This is a genomic window from Bosea sp. NBC_00550 (assembly GCF_026020075.1).
Classification (GTDB): Bacteria; Pseudomonadota; Alphaproteobacteria; order Rhizobiales; family Beijerinckiaceae; genus Allobosea.
Genome location: NZ_CP102772.1, coordinates 2,447,944 through 2,470,585, shown reverse-complemented (window position 1 = coordinate 2,470,585; position 22,642 = coordinate 2,447,944). Strand labels below are relative to the sequence as shown.

Sequence of the window (22,642 nt, the reverse complement as noted above, 5' to 3'; positions counted from 1 at the left end):
TACGAACCTGAGAACGCCAAGTCTGCGAGGTTGTTCGAACTGCCCAAGGCGGCCTTCTTTGTTCTGCCCCAAAGCTATTTGATTTCGGTCGCGTGCTACCGCGTAGCGGACAAGCGAAATATTCTAATATTCGGTCCCTGAAGTTGACCGTCTCTTGAATATCCAGCAACAGGATGCGCGATACGAAGAAAACGCTGATAGTTTTCGATATTTTCTGGGTATCTTGCTGCTTCTTGCTGGTAAATATCATAGATCACTGATAGCACCACATACTCAATTTTCAGCTCTGACAGAGCCTTCAGGTCGACGGTGCTTACGTTACTAATTGGTGTGATATTAGCAGTGTTGGCATTGGCAGCAGGGTGAATAGCGAGGTCTCTTGCCGCGAAGTTTCCGTTCCAGGCAACATCGAAAAGTTGGTATTGGCCGCGCGGAAGCTGAGGCCCATGGCTTTCGACAAGAATGCGGCTATCTTTAGGAATATTGGCAACAATCCAGTCACGAGCTGCCGTGCGACTATCGGGCAACGTACGGTAGCGGGCCCCTTGAACGGCGATGGCCGCTATTGGGAGTAGAATTAAAACTCCTGTTAGGTAGACTAGGGCCTTTTCGGAGAGAACCGGCCAACGGGCGCATGCAAAGACCGAAACTGCGTTTAATCCGCCTGCCGTTAGAATCGCAAAAAAAGGTAGCAACGGGACGGCCCAGCGCTCCCATCTTATCGAGAGTGCAGCAATAAAACACAAATATATAAATGCGAAAGAAATAAGTATAATAGTCTTTCTATTACGATTCCTGACGGCAACAACAACCGCTAGTGCAGATAGGCATAGTGCTGGCCAGCCGACGGATCGGATCAGGGCGGTTTGAATGTACCACCATACGTTACCTAAGAACCCTCCGCCGTTTGCCCCGAGATGACTAGAACGGGCCTCCCCGGCGATATTGCCGAGCGTAGTCTGATAATCCAAAAACAAATAAGGAGAACTTAGAAAAACAGCAACAACAGTACAAATTCCAGCCACTACGAGTTTCGAAAAGTTCCTGAATTGATTTCCGCCTCCGAGAAAATGCGCAAGGGCGATCATAATTACGGCCAAGATCGATGGATATTTGGTGGCGACCGATATGCCAGCGAACGCGCCTGCCCAGACGTAGGCATTAAGTGATCGAGTGCGATAAATTCGCAGAGAAAAATATGCCACGAGCAGTATGAGCCCGCTAGCAAGTACATCAGATCTGATCTTTTGAGAAAACTCGATATGTAGAGGTGACAAAGCTAATGCTAATGACGCCACCAGTGCGGGCGCCACTCCGTACAGTGTTCTCGCGATCAGGTATACGAGCAACACACTAAAAGTTCCAACCAAAGCAAAAAATATCCTTGGAATCAGATAGAACAATGTTGGGTCAGCTAAATAAAATGACTTAAATCCACTCAAATCCGAAAAAGCGCCGATAGTCTGCCCTGCTAATCTTATAGTTTGATAGATCAATGCATTAATATAGATGACCGTGGACCCAGGATGTCCGAACCAGTGAGGGTTTAGGTCTCCCGACCATACCATCCTGAGGGCAGGATCTACGAATACTGGCTCGTCAATGTCATAGAGGTAGGGAAGATCGGCGCCGATCCCCCAATTGCGAAAAAACATCGCAAGGATAAGCAAGAGCACAAGAATTACATGCTCTACCCTTATTGAATACTTAGCGTAGTTAGGCATCGCGCCAACAATTCTAGCGTTCTGCATATGAATTCCCTAACATTGACCCGAAACAGACAAGCACCCTAGCGACCTGGCCAGGCACCAGCCGAGGCGTTCATTCAGAAATCCGCATTCTCGTCATCGATTGGTATCTGAAAGGTAGCGAGGTCGCAAAAAATAAACTCATACCAAATCACAAAGGATTGCGTCCCTTATGGCGGTGTAGCTTTTGGGAGCCACCCCTTGACGGCCCAGCCATGGCTTACGACGCGATTCGCGTTCTGCGTCCGCATCGCCATGGCCGGACAGATTGTCGATTTCAGACTGTTGCGGCACCCAGGCAGCGTAAAAGGACGAGATCAAGGCCGGGCGTATTCCCAGGCCTGGAAGGAACGTCGGGCCAGGCTCAGGCAGAGGGATCGTGACGCGCGTTGGACCCTCAAGTTCACCAAGGCCAGGCGGCAGGCGGACGGCACAATGCCGCCGGTTGACATCGCCATTCCCGCCTTCGGTTATCAAAACCATATCGCGATCGACCGCGAGCATGGCCGGATCCGTCGCTGGCTGGTGACGGATGCAGCCGCCTATGAGGGCGAGCGGGTGCGCGAGGGCCTGCTCAAGCTCACTGACCTGAGACCCTTTTCTCCTCCGACCTGAGGAGAATCCTGAGTTTGATGATCCGAGACCATTTGCTGGATCGCCGGAGGCTGGAGTTTCCGGCCTTCGATCACGGCGGTGGGCTGGGTGCTCCGCCAGGATTTTGCAGCAGGATCGGAGGCTTGTTGCCGATGGCCCCGTGCGGCCGATCCTCGTTGTAGTATCTGAGCCAAGTCTCCATCTTTTCCTCCGCATCCGCAAGCGTCAGGAACCAGTGGGTATTCAGGCACTCACTGCGGAAGCGGCCGTTGAACGCCTCGATGAAGGCATTGTCGGTCGGCTTGCCTGGCCGCGAGAAGTCCAGGGTGACGCCCTTGGCATAGGCCCACAGATCGAGATCGCGGCTGACGAACTCGGAGCCCTGATCGACCCGGATCGTCTTCGGATAGCCCAGTTTCGCGCAGACCCTTTCGAGCGTGGCGACGACGTCCTCGGCCCGGTAGCTGAAGCGGGGATCGATCGCCGGCGAGAAGCGCGAGAAGGTGTCGACCACCGTCAGAACCCGGATCTTGCGGCCGGTGGCGAGCTGGTCATGGACGAAGTCCATCGCCCAGACATCGTTGGGCCGCGTCGCCGGCGCGCGGTCCTCGCGCAGCTTCGCCTTGACCCGACGCTTGGGCGTCTTGTTACGGAGTTGCAAGCCTAACTCATTGTAGATCCTTCGAATCCGCTTCTGATTGACATGCCAGCCCTCGCGCCGCAGCAGCACGTCGACACGGCGATAGCCATAACGAACGCGGGTCTCGCAGATCGCCTTGATCCGGGCTGCCAGGGGGGCCTGGTCGGGCCGGCACGATTTGTAGTGGTAGCTTGAGGTGTCGAACTCCAGGACCGCACAGGCCCGCCGGATCGACACCTGCCACTCGCCACACATCGCGCCGACAAGCTCGCGCTTGCGACCAGGCCTTGTATCTCACGGTTGCCGACCGGCTCTGAGCCGGGGAAGCTGTCGACGGACGGGAGCCGTACAGGCCTTGGGTGATTGAGCCCGCCTCTGAGCATGGGGCCCCGCCCGTCGGTTCCAGAGGGAGCCCGAACAGTCGCTTGGGCCGCAGTGCGAGCCCGGATTTGCAAGGACGGGTCATGGAACAACCTCCAGCGCCGCCGAGCTTCGTCGGCATCGATGTCTCGAAGGATCGTCTCGATGTCCATGTTTTGCCGTCTGGCGACGCGTTCGCGGTCGCCCGTAACGGCAAAGGCTTGGACGAACTGCTGACAGCCCTTCGCTGCCGATCCGTAGGCCTCATCGTGATCGAAGCGACCGGAGGATATGAACTCACGGTATCAGCCGCAATTGCCGCTGCCGATCTACCGCTCGCCGTTGTTAATCCGCGTCAGATTCGGGATTTCGCTCGTGCCACCGGGCGATTGGCGAAGACCGATGCGCTCGATGCCGAGGTTATCGCGTTGTTTGCTGAGCGCATCCGCCCGGAAGCGCGCCACTTGCCTGGGCCAGATGCACAAGCACTTGCGGATCTGGTCGCGAGGCGGCGTCAACTGGTCGAGATGATCGGCATGGAAGGCAACCGCCTACGCCAGGCGCACACTCCGCTTATCCAGAAGAGTCTGAGGGCAACGCTCAAAATGCTTGAGGCGCAACTTGCCGCTCTCGATCACGACATCGACAATACGGTTCGCGCCTCGCCTGTCTGGCGTGCCGCGGATGACCTTCTTCTGTCCGTTCCAGGCGTCGGCAGCGTCACAGCTCGTACGCTGATTGCTGATCTTCCAGAACTCGGGCGCCTCGATCGGCGAAGCATCGCCTCCCTTGTCGGCGTGGCGCCCGTCAACCGCGACAGTGGCACCTGGCGCGGCCATCGTGCGATAGCCGGCGGGCGCCCAACCGTACGGCGAACGCTGTTCATGGCTGCTCTCGTCGGCGTGCGCTGGAACCCCGTTCTCAAAGATCAATATCAGCGGCTACTGGCACGAGGGCGTCCGAAGAAAGTCGCCCTCGTCGCTTGTATGCGGCGCCTCCTCACCATCCTCAACGCGATCATCCGGAGCGCGACGCCATGGCAAAACGCTTGACGCGAAAGACAGTCGCTCAGAGCTTTCGGCGGATCACGTCCTGCAGCATCTCACGGTCCAGCGCGAGGTCGGCGACGAGCTTGCGCAGCTTCGCATTCTCGTCCTCGAGCTGCTTCAGCCGGCGCATCTCGGCCGGCAGGAGCCCGTCGTACTTCTTCTTCCAGTTGAAGTAGGTCGCCTGGCTGATTCCGGCCCGCCGGCAGATCTCCGCCACCGGAATCCCATCCGCGCCCTGCTTCAGAATGAACGCCTTCTGGGCGTCCGAGAACTTCGAATCCTTCATCGTCTTCCGCTCCTCCCAGCCCATGGGAAACGACGCGGAAAACTCTAACCTAAAGCGGTCCAGTTTTAAGGGCTCAGATCAGAAAACCGAAGGCCGCGACCCCTTCGCCCAGCCGAACACCGGGCCGTATCGGCAGTACATCTGTAGGGCTCCCGGCAGCCTTGATTAGGGCGAGATCATTTTTGCTGACCTGAGCAAGAACGCTGGCGCCTTTTGCAGTCTGGCCATCGACCCTGATCACTACGGAAGAGCAGCCTTCGACGACATGGGCGCTTGTCAGGATATGCCCGGCCTGGCTGACGAAGAAGCCCGACCCAGCAGAGATCCTCGTTGTCGTCCGTTCTGGCGGCGCAGCGGGGGACGGTACCGGAGCGGCTTGCGGAACGGCCGGGGCGGTTGCTACCTGCGGGTTACCGCTAGACTTCGGCTCGATCTCCCATGGATAGGACACGCGCGCGACAGTCGCATATGGCGCACCGGTCATCGAGGCCCAGAACGAGCCTGAGATCAACGTCACCAATCGATCGCCGTAAACTGGTGCGGTCTCTTTACTCCACCAGAAATCGAAGCCGAGAAGGCCGTTTCCATCGCGATGGTAGCGAGAGTAACGCTTGAACATACCCTTGCTAGCCGCGATGACGAAGATTTCATCCTTGATCAGCCGATAGTCTATGACGTCCCCTCGTCTGGGCCTTCGCGTTTCTGATGGCCGTATCGGTCAAGGGCATGTTGGCCTCCCAATTGATGGCCTCAGGGTGAGGACAACAGAAGGGCCAACAAATCGGCCGGCTGTCAATGAACGCCTGTGAACACCACTGGCGCCAAAGACAGCAAAACCGGCCTTCGAGGGGCCGGTTTCGGTCGTCAGCGAACATCGGTGAGAGAGAGTTTGGTAGCGGGAGAGGGACTTGAACCCCCGACACGCGGATTATGATTCCGCTGCTCTAACCAGCTGAGCTACCCCGCCACAGACATCGTGGCCGGCTGCGCCGGCCCCGTCGTCGAGGCGCGATATAGGCGTCGCGGTGCGGTCGCGTCAAGCCTCGGATCGCGACTTATCGGCAGAAGCGAGCTTGCGCAGCCGGACGACCTTGAAATAGCCGCGCCCGACATGGACCGTTTCATAGCGCCCCGTCGCCTTCGCCCAATCGGTCAGGCGGCTGACCTTGAAATCCGAACTCCAGCCGATGGCCTTGGACACGGGCGCAAGCGCGCTCCAGAACGGAGCGAGGAGGCCGCCATCGTCGACGAGGCGGCTCGACACGATGATCTCGCCGCCCGGCTTCAGCACGCGGTCCATCTCGGCGAGGGCCTGCTCGGGATCGGGCACGAGGGTGATCACGAACTGTGCGGTGACGGCGTCGAACTGCTCGGCGTCGAAGCCGAGCCGGCAGGCGTCCATCACCATCAAACCGCGCACATGATCGAGCTTCTGACTCGTGACCTTGCGATGCGCCACCTTGAGCATGTCGAGCGAGAGGTCGGCACCGAGGACGCGCGAATTCGGTGTGAAGTAGGGCAGGGTGAGGCCCGTGCCGACGCCGATTTCGAGGATATCCGGGCCGCAGGCGCAGGCCGCGGCCACGGCTTCCCGCTGCGGGCGCGCCAGCATGCCCTGATAGATCTTGTCGTAGAATTTGGCCCAGGTCGCGTAGACGCGCTTCTGGCCGTCGAGATCGTAAGTCACCGGCATGGCGTGGAGGGTCCGAGCGGAAGGGCGGTCAGGACAGGGCGAGCGCGGCCTGCGCGGAGGCGGCCGGCAGCACGAGCGGGCGGCGCAGGATCGTGCCGCCGCCGAGGACGCGGGAGCCGGGGCCGGCATCGGCATAGATCACGCAGGCCTGGCCGGGCGAAACGCCTTCCTCGTCGCTGACGAGTTCGATGCGCAGGCCTTCTTCGTCGCGGAACAGGCGGGCCTCGCGCGGCGCGCGGGTCGAGCGGACGCGCACGGCTACGTCGAGCCCTGCCAGTGGCAGGTCGTCGAGGGCGGTTTCGCCGAGCCAGTTCAGGTCGCGCAGGCGGATCTCGCGCACGCTCAGCGCCTCGCGCGGGCCGACGATGACGCGGGCGTCGTCGGCATCCAGCCGGAGCACGTAAAGCGGTTCCGTCGCGCTGATGCCGAGGCCCTTGCGCTGGCCGACGGTGTAGTGGAGCACGCCGTCATGATGGCCGAGGACGCGCCCGTCGAGATGGACGATGTCGCCGGGCCGGGCCGCACCGGGCTTCAGCCGCTCGATGACATCGGCATAGCGCCCGTTCGGCACGAAGCAGATGTCCTGGCTGTCGGGCTTGTCGGCGATGGCGAGGCCGAGTTCGGCGGCGAGAGCGCGGGTCTGCGCCTTGTCGATATGGCCGAGCGGGAAGCGCAGCAGGTCGAGCTGCTCCTGCGTCGTGGCATAGAGGAAATAGCTCTGGTCGCGGCTGGCGTCGGCGGCGCGGAAGAGACCGCGATGATCGTTGCCGAGATCGCGGCTGACGACATAATGGCCGGTCGCCAGCGCGTCGGCTCCAAGCTCCTTCGCCAGATCGAGCAGGTCACGGAACTTCACGGTGCGGTTGCATTCGACGCAGGGGATCGGTGTCTCACCTGCGAGGTAGCTTTCGGCGAAGCGCTCGATCACCGCATCGCGGAAGCGGCTTTCGTAATCGAGCACATAGTGCGGAATGCCAATCGCCTCCGCGACGCGGCGGGCGTCGTGGATGTCCTGGCCGGCGCAGCAGGCGCCGGCGCGGTGGACGGCGGCACCGTGGTCGTAAAGCTGGAGCGTCACGCCGATGACGTCGTAGCCCTCTCGCTTGAGCAGGGCCGCCACCACGGAGGAATCGACGCCGCCCGACATCGCCGCGACGACGCGCGTCGCCGCGGGCGGCTTGGCGATGTCGAGAGAGTTGCGGGTCGTCGTCATCGTCGGCGGAGGTGTCCGTGCTCGGGAAATCGAAGGCGCGGTTGCGCGCGCATCTGCCGGCTCTATACCGGCTTTGGCCGGATGCTGCCAGCGGGATCGGCAAATCCTGCCGGTTGGCGGCTTCTGCGCGGGCGCTTCTTGCCGCGACTATGTGGGGCGCATCCCGCTAAGATATTGATTTTGAACGCTTCGGTTCTGGCTTGCAACTTGCTGGATGGCGGGCGGGCGAGTTGTTGCCCGCGCCGCGGAACCGTTCATGTCGATCCAGCCTGTCATCACCAATCAGCGAGCTTCGGAAGTTTCCGCCTCGCGCCGTCGCGGCGGTGCGGATGAGGGCGGAGAGGCCTTTGCCCTGCCGGAGCAGAAGGAAGGCGAGGTTGCGGACGCCGAGAAGGGCGACACCGCCAAAGCCGCAGAAAAGATCGCCGTGATCGAGGAAGCTGCTGCCGCCGGTCAGGCTGAAAAGCCCGCGGTGACGGCGAGCGGGAAGGGCGAGTTCGTCGTCAAGCCGGATATCGCGGTGGCCAAGCCATCCGCGCAACAGCCGGCGGGATCGCAGCCGGAGACGGCCGTGCCGACCACGCGGGCCGATTTTCTCATCGCCATGGCGGCGGCGCAGGCCGAAGCCGCCGCTGCCGCCGGTGCTGCTGGTGAGGGAACGCCGAAGGCCGACGGAAAGCCGGCAGTGCCCGAAGGCGAGGAAAAGGCGGTCGACCGCAAAGACGATAAAGCTGCCGCCGATGGCGCAAGCCAGAACCTGGGCGCGGTGGACATCAAAGTCACCGTCGTGCCGCCGCCCGTTGTTATGCCGGCCCTCGCGCTGCCGGTCGCGACATCTGCTGCCGGCGATGCACCGAAGCAGGCTGAAAAAGCGTCTGCCATTGCTGTGGGCGTCGGAGCAAAGCCCCAACAGGCAGCGCCTCTGACACCCGGCTTCATCGCCCCCGCTCCGGTCTCGGCGGATGCCGCCTCGACGGCTGGAGAGGGCGAAGGAGCCATTGCGTTGGGCAAGGCGACCGTCGATGCCGGGCATGTCGCCGGAGTCAAGAATTCCGAGGAGCAGTTTGCCACCGGCGCCGGCGCCAAGGTGGAGGGGCCAAGCGCGGCCGCTGCGCCGGCGCCCGCCGATCCGAAGCCGCTCGAAAACCTGCAGCAGCTCCTTGGTCCGCTCGATCTGTCGAGCATGCTGCAACAGGCGGGCGGCAAGCCGGGGCAGGACCGCCTCGTCCAGCCGCTCGATCCGAACGTGATGCCCAACGGAGCCGCGACGGCACAATCGCAGGCAAACGCGACCGGCCAGCCGACGCCGATTCATGTCGTGCCGATCGAGATCGGGCTGCGCGCCATGTCCGGCGCGAAGCAGTTCGACATCCGCCTCGATCCCGACGAGCTCGGCCGCGTCGACGTCAACCTGTCGATTTCCGACAAGGGCGAGGTCAGCGCCAGGCTGGTCGTCGACCGCGTCGAGACCCTGCATCTCTTGCAGCGCGATGCCCGCACGCTGGAACGCGCCTTCGAGCAGGCGGGCCTGAAGCCGTCCGACGGCGGCGTCGACATCAGCCTGCGCGACCCTTCCGATCAGTCGGCTTTCCGCCAGAATCGCCAGCATGACGAGGCGCCGCAGCGTCCGCGCCTGCCGCATGGCGCGGAACTGGCTGATGATGCCTCCCTTTCCAACGATCCCGTCCCGCAGCGCCGCCTCGTGCGGCTCGGCGGCGTCGATCTCAGCATCTAAGCGAGGACAAGCGCCATGGCGGTTTCCGGGGCAAGCAGCTCGTCCAGCACATCCAACAACACCACGGTCAACGGTAGCACCTCCGGGATCGCCAACAATTTCGACCAGTTCCTGCTACTGCTGACGACGCAGCTCAAGAACCAGTCGCCGCTGGATCCGCTCGACACCAACCAGTTCACGGCCCAGCTCGTGCAGTTCGCCGGTGTCGAGCAGCAGCTCAAGACCAACGAGACGCTGGGCTCGCTGCTCAGCCTCAGCGCTGCCGGAACGGCGACGAACGCGGTCGGCTTCATCGGCGCCAAGATCACGGCGGACGGCGCCACGACGCGGCTGATCGAGGGCAAGGCCGAGTGGAAGGTCAACATGGCCTCGGCGGGAACCGGAACCGTCACGATCAAGGATTCGAAGGGCAACGTCGTCCAGACCGCCACCAAGACCCTGGTCGCCGGAGACCAGACCTATAGCTGGGACGGCACGACCTCGACCGGCACCAAGGCGCCGGATGGCGAGTACACGATCACGATCGACGCCAAGAACGTCGCGGGCGAGGCCGTCACGGCGAAGACGCAGATCAGCGGCATCGTCGACGGCGTCGATTTCACCTCCTCGATCCCGATGCTGAAGATCGGCTCGATCAGCGTGCCGATCGACAAGGTGAAGAGCGTGGTGCGCAGCGAGTGAGTAAGGGCGAATCAGTCGTGGACATAAGACACGATCGTTTTAGCCAATTTTTAAAACCGGCCTTCTATGCTGCCCTCAGTAGCTCTGTTGAGTTGTGTGAGAGTACCATGACCGAGCCATTGCGACCGCGGGTGAAATACGTGATCGGACCGGACGGAAGTCCGCTGACGATCGCGGATCTCCCGCCGATGAATACAAGGCGCTGGGTCATCCGGCGGAAGGCTGAGGTGGTGGCCGCTGTACGCGGCGGCCTCCTGAGCCTCGAGGAAGCGTGCCAGCGCTACACGCTGACCGTCGACGAGTTCCTGAGCTGGCAGATGTCGATCGACCAGCACGGCCTCGCCGGGCTTCGGACGACCCGGATCCAGCACTACCGCCAATAAGAAACAGATATTTTCGTTTCTTTTCAAAGGCGTCGGCCCCGAAAGGGCCGGCGCTTTTCGCGTTTGCGCGCCATCGCCGTGTGGAAAGTTAATGGCCCGCCCCGAAAAATTAACCGACCGCTAACCATGCACTGGGAAAAACTTGCCTAGTGGGTCGGAGCAGGTGCGCCGTCCCGGCGATTCTGTGGGGCGGATGGCGGCGTGAACGGCCTGATCGAGCAGTTTGCCAAATTCGGCGCGGCGCGGCTGGCCGCCATGCTGGCGGTGACGCTGGCGCTCGTCGGCTTCTTCGGCTTCGTGATGCTGAAGATGTCGCAGCCGGCGATGAGCGTGCTGTTCACGGACCTGTCCAGCCAGGATGTCAGCGCGGTCCTGAAGGATCTCGACACGCGCGGGGTCAAGTACGAGCTGCGCGGCGACGGGCAGACGGTGCTGGTGCCGAAGGCCGATGTGCCGCGCCTGCGCCTCGACCTCGCCGGCAAGGGCATCCCGGCCGGCGGCGGCGTCGGCTACGAAATCTTCGACAAGGGCGACGCCTTCTCCTCGACCAGCTTCGTCCAGAACATCAACCATCTGCGCGCGCTCGAAGGCGAGCTCTCGCGCTCGATCCGCTCGATCAGCCGGGTGCAGGCAGCGCGCGTACATCTCGTCATTCCCGAGCGCCGGCTGTTCGAGCGCGATCGCGAGCCGCCGCGGGCCTCAATCGCGCTCAAGCTCGCCGGGGATCTCGATGCGGCGCAGGTCCGGGCGGTGCGCCATCTCGTCGCCTCGGCCGTCGACGGGCTGAAGCCCGAGCGCGTCTCGATAGTCGACGAGCGCGGCCGTCTGCTCGCCGACGGCGCCCAGAGCGACCAGGGCCTGATCGGGCTCGGCATCGAGGAGCGCCAGACCGCGATCGAGAAGCGCATCAAGTCGCAGGTGGAGGATATCGTCGCCAGCGTCGTCGGCTATGGCCGGGCGCGCATCCAGGTTTCGGCTGCGCTCGACAGCAATCGCGTCGAGAGCCGGTCCGAGAGCTTCGATCCGGAGAGCCGCGTTCTCCGCTCCAGCCAGAACCGCACCGAGAATTCCAGCACCGCCGAAGGCGGCAACGGCGCGGTCACGGTCGGCAACGAGCTGCCGGGCGCCCAGCAGACGCAGGGCACGCAGCAGGCGCAGCGGGAGAACTCCTCGAAGAACGAGGAGGTGGCGAATTACGAGATCTCGCGGACGACCCGCACCGAGGTGCTCGAGGGCGGCCGGGTCAAGAAGCTGTCGGTCGCCGTCCTCGTCGACGGCAATTATACCCGCAGCCCCGCCGGCGAGCTGTCCTACCAGCCGCGCAACGCCGAGGAACTCGACCGCATCGGCGAGCTTGTCCGCACGGCCGTCGGGTTCGACCAGGGTCGCGGCGACAAGGTCGAGGTCGTCAACCTGCGCTTCGCCGAGGCGCCGCCGCCACCGAGCGACGTGGCCGAGCAGACGCTGATGCAGCAGCTCCTTTCCTTCACCCGGGAGGACCTGGTCCGCTTCGCCGAGCTCGGGGTGATCTCGCTGCTGACGCTGATCGTGCTGATGACCGTGGTGCGGCCGCTCCTGAAGCAGATCCTGGCTTCAGACAACAGCACCGTGCGGGCGATCCCGTCCTTCATGCGCAATGCGGTTCTGGCCGGACCCGATATCGCGACCGGCGATCCCGCCGGCCCCGGACGTGCGCTCGCCCCGGTCGGCTCCAGTGGGGAAATCGTGGCGGAGGACGTCGAAGGCCCGTCCGAGCGGATGCTGGCGATCGCCCAGATCAAGGGCCAGCTCAAGGCGCAGTCGGTGGAAAAGATCGGGGCGCTGGTCGCGCAGAATCCGGCCGATTCGGTCGCGGTGCTGCGTAGCTGGCTCCACGAAAAAGCCCCGGCGTGACGGGCCGCTGAACCATGGCTGAGCCACGATCCATCGCAACGCGTAGCACATCCCTCCAGGACAGCATCGAGGGTGGCGGCTTCGGCGTGACCACCATCGCCGAGATGAGCGGCCCGCAGCGTGCGGCCGTGATCCTGCTCGTCCTCGGCGAGGACCATGGCCGGACGATCTGGCGGGAGTTCGACGACGACGAGATCCGCATCATCACGCGCGCCATGGCGGAGCTCGGCACGGTCGATGCGGACGAGGTCGAGCGACTGATGCTTGATTTTGTCGGGAAGCTCTCCAGCGCCGGCGCCGTCACCGGCTCCTTCGACCGCACGATCTCGCTGCTCGAGAAGATCCTGCCGAGCGATCAGGTCGCGCTGATCATGGAGGAAATCCGCGGGCCGGCCGGCCGCAACATGTGGCAGAAGCTCGGCAACATCGATGCCGTCGTGCTCGCGAATTTCCTGAAGAACGAATATCCGCAGACCATTGCCGTGATCCTGTCCAAGATCCGGCCGGAGCATGCCGCCAACGTGCTGCGCAACCTGCCGAACGACCTGTCCATCGAGGTGGTCGGACGCATGCTGCGGCTGGAATCGGTGCAGAAGGAAGCGCTCGACCATATCGAGAATACGCTGCGGACCGAATTCGTCTCGACCTTGACCCAGACGCGTCGCCGCGATCCGCACGAGATGATGGCCGAGATCTTCAACGGGTTCGACCGGCAGACCGAGATGCGCTTCCTCTCGGCACTCGACGCCTCGAACCAGGAATCGGCCGAGCGTATCCGCGCCCTGATGTTCACCTTCGAGGACCTCGCCAAGCTCGACCCGGCCGGGTTGCAGACGCTGATGCGCCAGGTCGACAAGGACACGCTGGCGCGCGCGCTCAAGGGTGCGAGCCAATCGATGCGGGACTTCTTCTTCGGCGCGATGTCGCAGCGCGCGGCGAAGAACATGCAGGACGACATGGAAGGTCTCGGACCCCTCCGCCTCAAGGAGGTCGACGAGGCCCAGACCAAGCTCGTCCAGATGACGAAGGACCTGGCGGACAAGGGCGAGATCGTCCTGTCCAAGGGCAATGCCGACGACGAGCTGGTGTACTGAGATGGCCTCCGCGACGAAATTCATGTTCGGGGCGGATTTCCGCGAAGGCGGTCGAAAGGCCGCCGGCGAGGCCGAGCTCGCGGCAGCGCGGGACGAGGGCTTCCATGCCGGCCATGAGCAGGCACGCCGGGAAGCGGAGGCGCAGCTCACCGGCCTGACGGGCCAGATCGCGCGTTCGGCCGAGCGGCTCTTCGCGCAGGAGGCGGCTCGCACCGCGGCGCTGGAGGAGCATGCCGCGCATGTCGCCCTCGTGACCGCAAAGGCGCTGGCAGGTGCCGCGCTGGCGGATAAGCCGATGGCTGCGCTGGCGGGAGCCGTACGCGAATGCCTGAGCCACGCCAGGACGGCGCCGCATCTCGTGCTGCGGGTCAACGAGGCGATGGTCGAGCCGGCCGAGGAGTTGGCTCGCAAGCTTACGGCCGAGCACGGCTTCTCCGGAAAGCTGATCGTGCTCGGTCAGGCCGACATCGCGCCTGGGGACGGGCGCATCGAATGGGCGGAGGGCGGTTTCGTCCTCGACAGCCAGCAGCTTTCGGCCCTGGTCGAGCAGGCGGTCGCGCGCGTGTTCGGCCATGGCCAGGCGGAACCATGAAAGTTTGAGCCATGAGCCAGGAGAACGATCTCAACCTGCCGCCGCTGAACCAGGCCGATCTGTCGTTCGACCAGAACCAGACCTCGGTCGCACGGTCCGGCCCGGTCCCGGTCAAGACGGCCGAGGATCTCGAGCAGGTCTTCGACGTTCCCGTCATGGTTTCGGCCGTGCTCGGGTCGTCGAAGGTCGCGGTGGGAGACCTGCTCCAGATCGTGCCGGGCACGGTGCTGGAACTCGACCGGCGTGTCGGCGAGGCGATCGACATCTTCGTCAACGAGCGGCTGGTGGCGCGCGGCGAAGTCGTCGTCGTCGAGGACCGGCTCGGCGTGACCATGACGGAAATCATCAAGGCGGACCGGTGAGAGCCGGGACCGCCATCGTGACGCAGAACAGAAGGACCTGAGCCATGCGCCTCATCATCGCCGGCGGTCTCAAGGGACAGATCATCGCCGCGGCCAAGATCGCGATGTCGCACGGAGCGGCCGTGACGCATACCGAAGGGCTCGAACAGACCCTCGCGGTGCTGCGCTCCAAGGGCGCCGACCTGCTGATGATCGATGTCGTGCAGCCGATCGCAGCCTATGTGGCGGCGCTGGAAGCCGAGCGCATCCGCACCCCCATCGTCGCCTGCGGCACCTCGACCGATGCCCGCGCGGCTGTCGCGGCGATCCAGGCGGGTGCGCGCGAATACGTACCGCTGCCGCCCGATCCGGAACTGATCGCGGCAGTACTGGAGGCTGTCGCCGCCGACCAGTCCAGCCTGATCTGGCGCGATCCGGCGATGGAGCGCGTCGTGCAACTCGCCTCGCAGATCGCGCGTTCGGAGGCACCGGTCCTCGTCACGGGTGAGAGCGGCACCGGCAAGGAGGTAATCGCCCGTCATCTGCACCAGAAATCGGCGCGCAAGGACAAGCCTTTCGTAGCGGTGAACTGCGCGGCCATCCCCGACAACCTGCTCGAATCCGAGCTGTTCGGCCATGAGAAGGGCGCCTTCACCGGCGCCATCGCGCGCCGGATCGGCAAGTTCGAGGAGGCCCATGGCGGCACGCTGCTGCTCGACGAAATCTCCGAGATGGACGTCCGTCTGCAGGCCAAGCTGCTGCGCGCGCTGCAGGAGCGCATGGTCGACCGTGTCGGCGGCACGCAGCCGGTCAAGGTCGATATCCGTATCATCGCGACCTCGAACCGCAATCTCGGGGACGCCGTGCGCGACGGGCTGTTCCGCGAGGACCTGTTCTACCGGCTGAACGTGGTGCATCTGCGCCTGCCGGCGCTGCGCGAGCGGCCGGGCGACATCCTGGCGCTGGCGGACCATTTCGCCAAGAAATACGCCGATCTGAATGGTCTGCCGGTGCGGCCGATCGCAGCCGATGCGCGCAAGCTTCTGCTCGCCAATGCCTGGCGCGGCAATGTGCGTGAGCTGGAGAACACCATGCACCGGGCGGTGCTGCTGGCCAGCGGGCCGGAGATCGCCACCTCGGCAGTGCTGACGCCGGAGGGCGAGGCGCTATCGCCCGTTTCGACGCGCGATCCGGCCGCGCGGGCGGCACAGACGGCTGAAGCGATGACGCGTTCGCTGGTCGGGAACACCGTCGCCGATGTCGAGCGCGAGCTGATCCTCGATACGCTCGATCATTGTCTCGGCAATCGCACGCATGCGGCCAAGATCCTGGGAATCTCGATCCGCACGCTGCGTAACAAGCTCAGCGAATACACCGCCTCCGGCGTCGCCGTGGCGGAGCCGGGTCAGACGCGCATCAGCGCAGCCTGACCCGTAAGCGGCCGCTTATCAGTAGTAGCGCCGGCGATAGTAGCGCGGCCTGGCGTAGTAGCGGGGCCGATAGTAGTAGCGCGGCCTGGCATAATAGCGGGGCCGGGCGTAATACCGCGGACGGCGGTAATAATAGTATTGGCTGAATTCGGCGTCGGTCTTGTCCAGCGCCTCCTTCATTTCGGCCGGGACCGCCTCGTCGCCCTGGGCGGGCTCGGCTTCCGGCTTCAGGACCGGCTTCGGCTGGGCCGCTTCGGCGGCGGCGATGCCGCCCATGCCGGCAGTTGCCAAGCCTCCAACCAGCGTCATCAGGAATGAGCGTCTGTCCACAACGACCTCCAGGCTTCTGTCACCACATCTTCCCCTACATTCTTAAGGCCGGAACGCAGGTCACGAGTAATGCATTTAAATGATGCTTTGTTCCCGAGGCCGGCTTTCCGGCGCTATGGTTACGGGCATGGCGATCAATCCACGGCGTTGAGTGGACGCGCGACGCTTTCGAGCGGCTTGCGTTCGGCCCGGACGGCGAAGCGAGCCGCAATCAAGGCCGCTCCGAGCATCAGCGCGGCGCCGAGCAGATAGCCGGCGAAGACGCTGCCGCGCGATCCGGTATCGATCAGCACGCCGAAGAGCCAGGGGCCGGCGATGCCGCCCGCGCCGGTGCCGACCGCGTAGAACACCGCGATGGCCAGCGCGCGCATCTCGACGGGGAAGGTTTCCGAGACCGTGAGATAGGCCGAACTCGCCGCGGCCGAAGCGAAGAAGAAGACCACGCTCCAGCACAGGGTGAGCTGCGCGGCGGTGAGCCAGTCCTGCCAGAACATATAGCCCGTGCCGGTCAGCAGCACGCCCGAGAGCGCATAGGTCGCGGCGATCATCACGCGGCGGCCGATCGTGTCGAACAGCCGGCCGATCAGCAGGGGGCCGAGGAAATTACCGGCGGCGAAGGGCAGGATGAACCAGCCGATATTCTGCGAGGGCACCCCGTAGAAATCGGTCAGGATCAGCGCGTAGGTGAAGAAGATCGCGTTGTAGAAGAAGGCCTGCGACAGCATCAGCGCCAGCCCGACGAGCGCGCGCTCGCGATGGACAACGAACAGGGCGCGAAAGACCTCCCCGAGCGGCGTCGCGGCGCGGGGGCGCAGCTTCGTTAGGGACAGGACCTCGCCGGCGGGCGGGACGAAGCCGGCGCGGCGCTCGATATCGGCGACGATGGCAGCGGCGCGCTCCGGCTGGCCGTGGCTGATCAGCCAGCGCGGGCTTTCAGGAATCCATTGCCGCAGGAAGAGGATGACGAGGCCCAGCGCGGCGCCGATGAAGAAGGCGAGGCGCCAGCCATGCTCCGGGTTGATCCAGGCCGGATCAAGCAGGACGATGGCGCCGAGCGCGCCGAGCGCCGCCCCGACCCAGAACGAGCCGTTGATGACGAGGTCGGTCCAGCCACGCACGCGGGCGGGGATGAGTTCCTGAATGGTCGAGTTGATCGCGGTGTATTCGCCGCCGATGCCCATGCCGGTCATGAAGCGGAAGAGAATGAAGCTCGTGACGTTCCAGGAAAACGCGGTGGCCGCCGTCGCGGAGAGATAGACGAGAACCGTGAGGGTGAAGAGCTTCTTGCGGCCGAGGCGGTCGGTCAGCCAGCCGAAGAGCACGGCGCCGACCACCGCGCCGGCGATATAGGCCGCTCCCGCAAGGCCGATCTCGGTATTGGTGAAGCGAAGAACCGGGCTTTCCTTCAGCGCGCCGGATACGGCGCCAGCCAGCGTGACCTCGAGCCCGTCGAGGATCCAGGTGATGCCGAGCGCGACGACGACGAGCGTGTGAAACCGCGACCAGGGCAGGCGGTCCAGCCGCGCCGGGACATCGGTGGTGATCGTGCCGTCCTGATCGATGCCCGGCGCTGTCATGCCGGCTTCCTCCCGAATATCGCTTGCCGAATGTCTTGGTGACGAAGAAGGGCGGCACCGGCAGGTGCCGCCCTCCGAGCTTGTCAACGGATGTAGTAGACGCGGCCGTTGCGGACCACGCGGCGCGGGCGGCGGTGCACTGGCGGCGGGGGCGGGCGGCGATGGTGCCGATAGCGGGACGGGTGGTCGCGATAATGAGACGGGTGGCCGCGATGGTACTGCGTAAATTCGGTGTCAGCCTGATCGAGGCCAGCCTTGAGATTGGCGTCCAGCTCGCCCGCGGCGGCTTCGGCGGGCGCAGCGGCCGCTTCGATCATGCTCGTCGCCATGGCGGTACCGCCAATGCCGGCGACTGCGAGACCGCCGAAAAGACTCGTCAAAAAGGAACGTCGATTCAAGATTACCTCCGATATCAGCGGGACCTGGCAAGATATTGCCGCCCGCAGCCGAGTTGGGGTGGCGAATGGGGCCACAACGCGGCGTTTCGATAACCATCCGTTCATCAGATGGTTCCGCGACGGTATTAATCCGCTTCTTAACAATTCGTTCACCATACACCCGGCAAGAATTGCCGGGTTGCGCTTCAATTCGAAGCGCTCGCTTGCCTCATGGCGGGCATCAGGCGGCGGGCGGAACGGTCGATGACCGATGTGACGGCAGGGCAGGGGAGAGGGTTCAGCGTTCCCGATCGCGGCGCGCTGGGAAAGCTCTTAAACCGGCCCGATCTGTTCCTCGCCATCGGCGTCATGGGCATCCTGGTGGTGCTCATCTTCCCGATGCCGGCGCTGCTGCTCGACCTGATGCTGGCGCTCTCGATCATCCTGTCGGTACTGGTGCTGATGACCGCGCTCTTCATCGAGGAGCCGCTGGAGTTCTCAGCCTTTCCGACGGTGCTGCTGATCGTCACCATGTTCCGGCTGGCGCTGAACCTGGCCTCGACGCGTCTCATCCTCGCGCATGGGCACGAAGGCACGGCGGCGGCCGGTCACGTCATCGAGGCCTTCGCCGGCTTCGTCATGAGCGGCAATTTCGTGATCGGGGTGATCGTCTTCACCATCCTGATCATCGTGAACTTCGTGGTCATCACCAAGGGCTCGGGCCGCATTGCCGAGGTCGCCGCCCGCTTTACCCTCGACGCCATGCCCGGCAAGCAGATGGCGATCGATGCCGATCTCTCGGCCGGCCTGATCGACCAGGACACCGCCAAGCTCCGCCGCAAGGCTCTGGAGGACGAATCCTCCTTCTTCGGCTCGATGGACGGCGCCTCGAAATTCGTGCGCGGCGACGCCATTGCCGCCCTGCTGATCACCTTCATCAACGTGCTCGGCGGCATCATCATCGGCGTGGCGCAGCAGGGGCTGAGCTTCGGCGACGCGGCCCACAACTATACCCTGCTCACCGTCGGCGACGGTCTCGTCAGCCAGGTCCCGGCGCTGATCGTCTCGACCGCCGCGGGCCTGCTCGTGTCGAAGGCGGGCGTGCGCGGTGCGGCCGACAAGGCGCTGGGCCAGCAGCTCTCCGGCTACCCGAAAGCGCTCGGCATGTCGGCGGCGGTGATGCTGCTGATCGCGCTGCTGCCGGGCATCCCGATGCTGCCCTTCCTGCTGCTCGCGGGCGGCGCCGGTTACCTCGCCCGCCGCTTCGGCCAGGCGGCCAAGAAGCGAGAGGCCGAGCAGGCGCTCGCCGGTGGCACGGCGCAGTCCGGTACGGCCATGGCGGCGGACGGCACGCCGCGCGAGGAGACGCTCAACGACCTCCTGAAGATGGACGAGCTGAAGATCGAGATCGGCTACGGGCTGTTGCCGCTGGTCAACGCCGCCGGCGGGCAGGACCGGCTGACCGATCAGGTCCGGGCGCTGCGGCGCCAGCTCGCCGCCGAGCTCGGCTTCGTCATGCCGGCAGTGCGCATCGTCGACAACGTCCAGCTCGAGGCGAACCACTACTTCATCAAGATCAAGGAGATCGATGCCGGGCACGGCATCGTCTATGCCGGCCAGTACATGGCCATGGATCCGATGGGCGGCGCGGTCAATCTGCCCGGCCACAACGTGCTTGAGCCGACCTTCGGCCTGCCGGCGACCTGGATCGACGGCGCGCTGCAGGACGAGGCGCAACTGCGCGGCTACACCGTGGTCGACGCCGCGACGGTGATCTCGACGCATCTGACGGAAGTGCTGAAGTCGAACATGCCGGAGCTGCTCTCGCATACCGAGGTGCAGAAGCTGCTGCGCGAATTGCCGAAGGACCATGCCGATCTCGTCAAGGAGATCGTGCCGAGCCAGATCTCGACCACCGGCATCCAGCGCGTGCTGCAACTCCTGCTGGGCGAGCGCATCTCGATCCGCGACCTGCCGACCATCATCGAAGGCGTCGCCGAGGTTTCGGCTGGCGTGCGCAGTCCGCGCGACATCGCCGAGCATGTCCGCGCCCGGCTGGCCCGCCAGATCTGCGCGCAGTTCTCGAACCAGCACGGCGTCCTGCCGATCATCACGCTGTCGCCGGCCTGGGAAAGCGTCTTCGCCGAATCCATCATCGGCCAGGGCGAGGACCGGCACCTCGCCATGCAGCCCTCGCGGCTGCAGGAGTTCGTGCATCACGTCCGCGACAAGTTCGAGGATGCCGCGCGTATCGGCGAGATGCCGGCGCTCGTCACCTCCGGCATGGCGCGGCCCTTCGCGCGCCAGATCATCGAGCGCTTCCGTCGCGAGACGCCGGTGCTGTCGCAGGCCGAGATCCATCCGCGGGTGCGGCTCAAGACGGTCGGCAGCGTCTGAGTCGGCCACGCCTCCGGTTTCCACGGGGGCGCGATGCCGGGCGCGCAATGGTCAGCAGCCGGGCACGCGGCTAAGCCAAATACATGTCCCGCAATGCCGCCCTCTTTGCCGTGATGTGCCTCGTCTGGGGGCTGACCTGGCTGCCGGTCAAGGTCGGCGCGGCGCATGTTCCGCCGGTGTTCCTGGCAGCGGCTCGCTTCTCGATCGCGGGCTTCGTGATGCTGCTCTGGGCCGGGCGCGACGTGCCCAAGGTTCCCCGCGAGGCCTGGCCGCGGCTGATCGGCACGGCGCTTTTGCTCAACACCGGTAACTACACCCTGCTGTTCTGGGGCACGGCGCAGGCGCCGAGCGGACTCGCGGCCATCGTCAATTTCGCGACGATCCCGATCTTCACCTTGCTGGCGAGCCGCGCGATCGAGGGCGAGCGGATCGACAGGCGCAAGCTCGCGGCGATCGCGCTCGGTACGGTCGGCCTCGGCTTCCTGTTCGCGACGCGCGCTCTCGGCGGGATCTCGGTGGCGCAGGGCAACCCGCTGGAGGTGTGGGGGCTCGCCGCCGTGGCGGCGGGGACGCTGCTCTACTGCGTCGGCGCGGTGTTGGCGCGTCCGATCGCGGGCGCGATGCCGACGTTGACGCTCGCCGGCTGGCAGACATTGATCGGCGGCATCGGGTTGACGGCGGTCTCGCTCGCCATCGAGCCGGTCGGGCGCGAGGATCTGATGATGCTGGTGCAATGGCCGGTTCTGCCGGCCGTCGTGTTCCTCATCATCGGCGGCTCGCTGATGGGCTTCACCATCTACATGCGGCTGCTGCGCGACTGGGGCGCGTTCCGGGCCGCCCTCTACGCCTTCATCAGCCCGGCGATCGCGGTCGCGGTCGGTGTCGTCGCGCTGCACGAGCCTTTCGGCTGGTCGGAGGCGACCGGCGCGCTGCTGATGTTCGGGGCGGCCGCGATCGCGCTCAAGCGCTAAGCGTCATTCTGGGGCGAAGCGGAGCGCAGACCCGAGAATCTCTGCCGGAACGGGGTGCCGAGCCTCTTTTGCCCGAGATGCTGGGGTCAGGCCCGAGCATGACGGCCGTTGCTAGGGCGGCGGCGCGATGCGGGTGCTACGCTTGAGCTGCGCCCGCTCGAAGGCCAGCACGATCGGCAGCGAGATCACCAGAGGCAGGATCAGGTAGAACAGCCGCCAGATCAGCAGCGCGGCGAAGACCGCCGGGGCCGGCACGCCCGGCATGACGGCGAGAAACACCGCCTCCATCACACCGACGCCGCCCGGAACCTGGCTGAGGAGCCCGGCGGAGAAGGACAGCAGGAAGGCGCCCAGCACAATCAGGAAGCCGGGATTGCCCTGGTCAGGCAGCGCGAAATAGATGATGCCGGCAGCGCCCGCGAGCTCGAGCGGGGCGGCGAGATACTGCCTGATGACGATGGGCAGACGCGGATAGATGATCTCGAACTTGCCGATCTTCAGCGGCCGGAAGCGCAGCCAGGACCCGATCGTGTAAAGCGCGACGAAGGCGAGCATGCCGACGCCGATCATGCGGGCGGTGCGGTCGGTGATCGCGAACCATTTCGACATCCGCTCGAGCGGATGCAGGATCTGGGGTTCGTAGAGCAGGACGAGGCCCATCAGGAAGATGGTGCCGAAGGCGAAGGTGAAGGAGCAGAGCGCGACGAGGACCGCGACTTCGCCGGCCGTCAGGCCCTTCGCCGTATAGGCCCGGTAGCGCACCATGCCGCCCGAGAAGACCGAGGCGCCGATGTTGTGGGAGAGCGCGTAGGTCACGAAGGAGCAGAGCGAGATGTAGAACCAGGAGATGCCCTTCTCCTTGCCGAGATGGATCAGGGCGATGCGGTCGTACCAGGCGAGCGCGGCATAGGCGACGAGGGTCGCCAGCGCGGCGTGGTAGAAGGCTTCCGGCGGGATCACCGCGATCTTGTGGCCGATCCGGTGGGCGATGATCTTGATGCTCTGCCAGAGGCTAGCATTCTCGAGCAGCGCCTCGATGGCGGCGTCGGAGCCGGCCTCCGCCTTGAGCTTGCCCCAGAGCAGTTCGACCGACCAGACGACCGCAACGAGCCCGATGATCGGCCAAAGGTAGTCCAGATAACGTTTCATGCAGGTCGCGGGGCTGGGAGCGATCGACGGGGTGACGCGAGGGCCCATGCCGTCACCGCTGCGGCGCGAACCTTACATTCTCTGTGCCAGCGGGACGGGGCGAGGGCAA

At 64.5% G+C, this 22,642-nt stretch carries 20 protein-coding genes, 1 tRNA gene and 2 pseudogenes; 12 read left to right on the top strand and 11 right to left on the bottom strand.

The features are described from left to right. Positions 1-95: 95 nt before the first annotated feature. A complete protein-coding gene (locus NWE53_RS11850) occupies positions 96-1,751 on the bottom strand; it encodes an ArnT family glycosyltransferase (protein ID WP_265054487.1) in 1,656 nt (551 codons plus the stop codon). Positions 1,752-1,949: 198 nt separating this feature from the next. On the opposite strand from NWE53_RS11850, the gene NWE53_RS11845 reads away from it, so the two are divergent. After that, the gene (locus NWE53_RS11845) at positions 1,950-2,363 is read left to right on the top strand and encodes a hypothetical protein (protein WP_265054486.1); all 414 of its coding nucleotides are present in this window, start codon (positions 1,950-1,952) and stop codon (positions 2,361-2,363) included. A gap of 70 nt (positions 2,364-2,433) precedes the next feature. Here NWE53_RS11845 and NWE53_RS11840 read toward each other — a convergent pair. Continuing rightward, positions 2,434-3,270 (bottom strand): annotated as a pseudogene (locus tag NWE53_RS11840) (IS3 family transposase); the annotation flags it as partial. Between the two features lie 176 nt (positions 3,271-3,446). Between NWE53_RS11840 and NWE53_RS11835 the strand changes: the two are divergent. After that, positions 3,447-4,394 (top strand): IS110 family RNA-guided transposase, encoded by a 948-nt coding sequence (locus NWE53_RS11835; protein WP_265054485.1) that lies wholly within the window; start codon positions 3,447-3,449, stop codon positions 4,392-4,394. A gap of 22 nt (positions 4,395-4,416) precedes the next feature. Here the strand turns inward: NWE53_RS11835 and NWE53_RS11830 are convergent. The 5 genes and pseudogenes from NWE53_RS11830 to mnmA all read right to left on the bottom strand — a co-directional run. Beyond that, positions 4,417-4,677: pseudogene (locus NWE53_RS11830) on the bottom strand (transposase); the annotation flags it as partial. Between the two features lie 73 nt (positions 4,678-4,750). Then, complete coding sequence (locus NWE53_RS11825; protein WP_265054484.1) at positions 4,751-5,296, bottom strand: S1 family peptidase; 546 nt, start codon at positions 5,294-5,296, stop codon at positions 4,751-4,753. A 271-nt stretch (positions 5,297-5,567) separates the two neighbouring features. Beyond that, positions 5,568-5,644, bottom strand: a tRNA-Met gene (locus NWE53_RS11820). Positions 5,645-5,713: 69 nt separating this feature from the next. Further along, positions 5,714-6,370, bottom strand: a complete 657-nt coding sequence (locus NWE53_RS11815) for a class I SAM-dependent methyltransferase (protein ID WP_265054483.1) — start codon at positions 6,368-6,370, stop codon at positions 5,714-5,716. A gap of 28 nt (positions 6,371-6,398) precedes the next feature. Further along, the gene (gene mnmA, locus NWE53_RS11810; protein WP_265054482.1) at positions 6,399-7,583 is read right to left on the bottom strand and encodes a tRNA 2-thiouridine(34) synthase MnmA; all 1,185 of its coding nucleotides are present in this window, start codon (positions 7,581-7,583) and stop codon (positions 6,399-6,401) included. A gap of 256 nt (positions 7,584-7,839) precedes the next feature. Between mnmA and fliK the strand changes: the two genes are divergently transcribed. The 8 genes from fliK (at position 7,840) to flbD (ending at position 15,732) form a co-directional block, all read left to right on the top strand. Beyond that, on the top strand, positions 7,840-9,318 hold the full coding sequence (gene fliK / locus NWE53_RS11805) for a flagellar hook-length control protein FliK (protein WP_265054481.1): 1,479 nt from the start codon (positions 7,840-7,842) through the stop codon (positions 9,316-9,318). A 15-nt stretch (positions 9,319-9,333) separates the two neighbouring features. Next, positions 9,334-9,999 carry a flagellar hook assembly protein FlgD gene (locus tag NWE53_RS11800; RefSeq protein WP_265054480.1) on the top strand — a complete coding sequence of 222 codons (666 nt, stop codon included), beginning with the start codon at positions 9,334-9,336 and terminating at the stop codon, positions 9,997-9,999. Positions 10,000-10,106: 107 nt separating this feature from the next. After that, positions 10,107-10,382 carry a CtrA inhibitor SciP gene (gene sciP / locus NWE53_RS11795; RefSeq protein WP_038359348.1) on the top strand — a complete coding sequence of 92 codons (276 nt, stop codon included), beginning with the start codon at positions 10,107-10,109 and terminating at the stop codon, positions 10,380-10,382. Between the two features lie 201 nt (positions 10,383-10,583). Further along, positions 10,584-12,275: a flagellar basal-body MS-ring/collar protein FliF gene (fliF, locus tag NWE53_RS11790; protein ID WP_265054479.1), complete on the top strand. Its 1,692-nt coding sequence runs from the start codon at positions 10,584-10,586 to the stop codon at positions 12,273-12,275. Between the two features lie 14 nt (positions 12,276-12,289). After that, positions 12,290-13,369: a flagellar motor switch protein FliG gene (gene fliG, locus NWE53_RS11785; RefSeq protein ID WP_265054478.1), complete on the top strand. Its 1,080-nt coding sequence runs from the start codon at positions 12,290-12,292 to the stop codon at positions 13,367-13,369. A gap of 1 nt (position 13,370) precedes the next feature. Next, the gene (locus NWE53_RS11780) at positions 13,371-13,961 is read left to right on the top strand and encodes a FliH/SctL family protein (protein WP_265054477.1); all 591 of its coding nucleotides are present in this window, start codon (positions 13,371-13,373) and stop codon (positions 13,959-13,961) included. An 11-nt stretch (positions 13,962-13,972) separates the two neighbouring features. Beyond that, a complete protein-coding gene (gene fliN / locus NWE53_RS11775) occupies positions 13,973-14,323 on the top strand; it encodes a flagellar motor switch protein FliN (RefSeq protein ID WP_265054476.1) in 351 nt (116 codons plus the stop codon). Between the two features lie 44 nt (positions 14,324-14,367). Continuing rightward, on the top strand, positions 14,368-15,732 hold the full coding sequence (gene flbD, locus NWE53_RS11770) for a sigma-54-dependent transcriptional regulator FlbD (protein WP_265054475.1): 1,365 nt from the start codon (positions 14,368-14,370) through the stop codon (positions 15,730-15,732). A gap of 18 nt (positions 15,733-15,750) precedes the next feature. Here the strand turns inward: flbD and NWE53_RS11765 are convergent, their stop codons facing one another. The 3 genes from NWE53_RS11765 to NWE53_RS11755 form a co-directional block, all read right to left on the bottom strand. After that, positions 15,751-16,062 (bottom strand): hypothetical protein, encoded by a 312-nt coding sequence (locus tag NWE53_RS11765; RefSeq protein WP_265054474.1) that lies wholly within the window; start codon positions 16,060-16,062, stop codon positions 15,751-15,753. 134 nt (positions 16,063-16,196) lie between these two features. Beyond that, complete coding sequence (locus NWE53_RS11760; RefSeq protein ID WP_265054473.1) at positions 16,197-17,639, bottom strand: MFS transporter; 1,443 nt, start codon at positions 17,637-17,639, stop codon at positions 16,197-16,199. Positions 17,640-17,722: 83 nt separating this feature from the next. Next, complete coding sequence (locus NWE53_RS11755; protein WP_265054472.1) at positions 17,723-18,037, bottom strand: hypothetical protein; 315 nt, start codon at positions 18,035-18,037, stop codon at positions 17,723-17,725. 243 nt (positions 18,038-18,280) lie between these two features. Here NWE53_RS11755 and flhA point away from each other — a divergent pair, with 243 nt between their 5' ends. Next, positions 18,281-20,413 carry a flagellar biosynthesis protein FlhA gene (gene flhA, locus NWE53_RS11750; RefSeq protein ID WP_265054471.1) on the top strand — a complete coding sequence of 711 codons (2,133 nt, stop codon included), beginning with the start codon at positions 18,281-18,283 and terminating at the stop codon, positions 20,411-20,413. Between the two features lie 83 nt (positions 20,414-20,496). After that, a complete protein-coding gene (locus NWE53_RS11745) occupies positions 20,497-21,384 on the top strand; it encodes a DMT family transporter (RefSeq protein ID WP_265054470.1) in 888 nt (295 codons plus the stop codon). Positions 21,385-21,495: 111 nt separating this feature from the next. Here the strand turns inward: NWE53_RS11745 and NWE53_RS11740 are convergent, their stop codons facing one another. Then, the gene (locus NWE53_RS11740; RefSeq protein ID WP_265054469.1) at positions 21,496-22,533 is read right to left on the bottom strand and encodes a lysylphosphatidylglycerol synthase transmembrane domain-containing protein; all 1,038 of its coding nucleotides are present in this window, start codon (positions 22,531-22,533) and stop codon (positions 21,496-21,498) included. Positions 22,534-22,642: the final 109 nt, after the last annotated feature.

Coding starts and splice junctions, on each gene's coding strand:
- NWE53_RS11850 (WP_265054487.1), bottom strand. CDS start 1,751: ATGCAGAACGCTAGAATTGTTGGCGCGATGCCTAACTACGCTAAGTAT.
- NWE53_RS11835 (WP_265054485.1), top strand. CDS start 3,447: ATGGAACAACCTCCAGCGCCGCCGAGCTTCGTCGGCATCGATGTCTCG.
- NWE53_RS11825 (WP_265054484.1), bottom strand. CDS start 5,296: ATGTTCAAGCGTTACTCTCGCTACCATCGCGATGGAAACGGCCTTCTC.
- NWE53_RS11815 (WP_265054483.1), bottom strand. CDS start 6,370: ATGCCGGTGACTTACGATCTCGACGGCCAGAAGCGCGTCTACGCGACC.
- mnmA (WP_265054482.1), bottom strand. CDS start 7,583: ATGACGACGACCCGCAACTCTCTCGACATCGCCAAGCCGCCCGCGGCG.
- fliK (WP_265054481.1), top strand. CDS start 7,840: ATGTCGATCCAGCCTGTCATCACCAATCAGCGAGCTTCGGAAGTTTCC.
- NWE53_RS11800 (WP_265054480.1), top strand. CDS start 9,334: ATGGCGGTTTCCGGGGCAAGCAGCTCGTCCAGCACATCCAACAACACC.
- sciP (WP_038359348.1), top strand. CDS start 10,107: ATGACCGAGCCATTGCGACCGCGGGTGAAATACGTGATCGGACCGGAC.
- fliG (WP_265054478.1), top strand. CDS start 12,290: ATGGCTGAGCCACGATCCATCGCAACGCGTAGCACATCCCTCCAGGAC.
- NWE53_RS11780 (WP_265054477.1), top strand. CDS start 13,371: ATGGCCTCCGCGACGAAATTCATGTTCGGGGCGGATTTCCGCGAAGGC.
- fliN (WP_265054476.1), top strand. CDS start 13,973: ATGAGCCAGGAGAACGATCTCAACCTGCCGCCGCTGAACCAGGCCGAT.
- flbD (WP_265054475.1), top strand. CDS start 14,368: ATGCGCCTCATCATCGCCGGCGGTCTCAAGGGACAGATCATCGCCGCG.
- NWE53_RS11760 (WP_265054473.1), bottom strand. CDS start 17,639: ATGACAGCGCCGGGCATCGATCAGGACGGCACGATCACCACCGATGTC.
- flhA (WP_265054471.1), top strand. CDS start 18,281: ATGACCGATGTGACGGCAGGGCAGGGGAGAGGGTTCAGCGTTCCCGAT.
- NWE53_RS11745 (WP_265054470.1), top strand. CDS start 20,497: ATGTCCCGCAATGCCGCCCTCTTTGCCGTGATGTGCCTCGTCTGGGGG.
- NWE53_RS11740 (WP_265054469.1), bottom strand. CDS start 22,533: ATGAAACGTTATCTGGACTACCTTTGGCCGATCATCGGGCTCGTTGCG.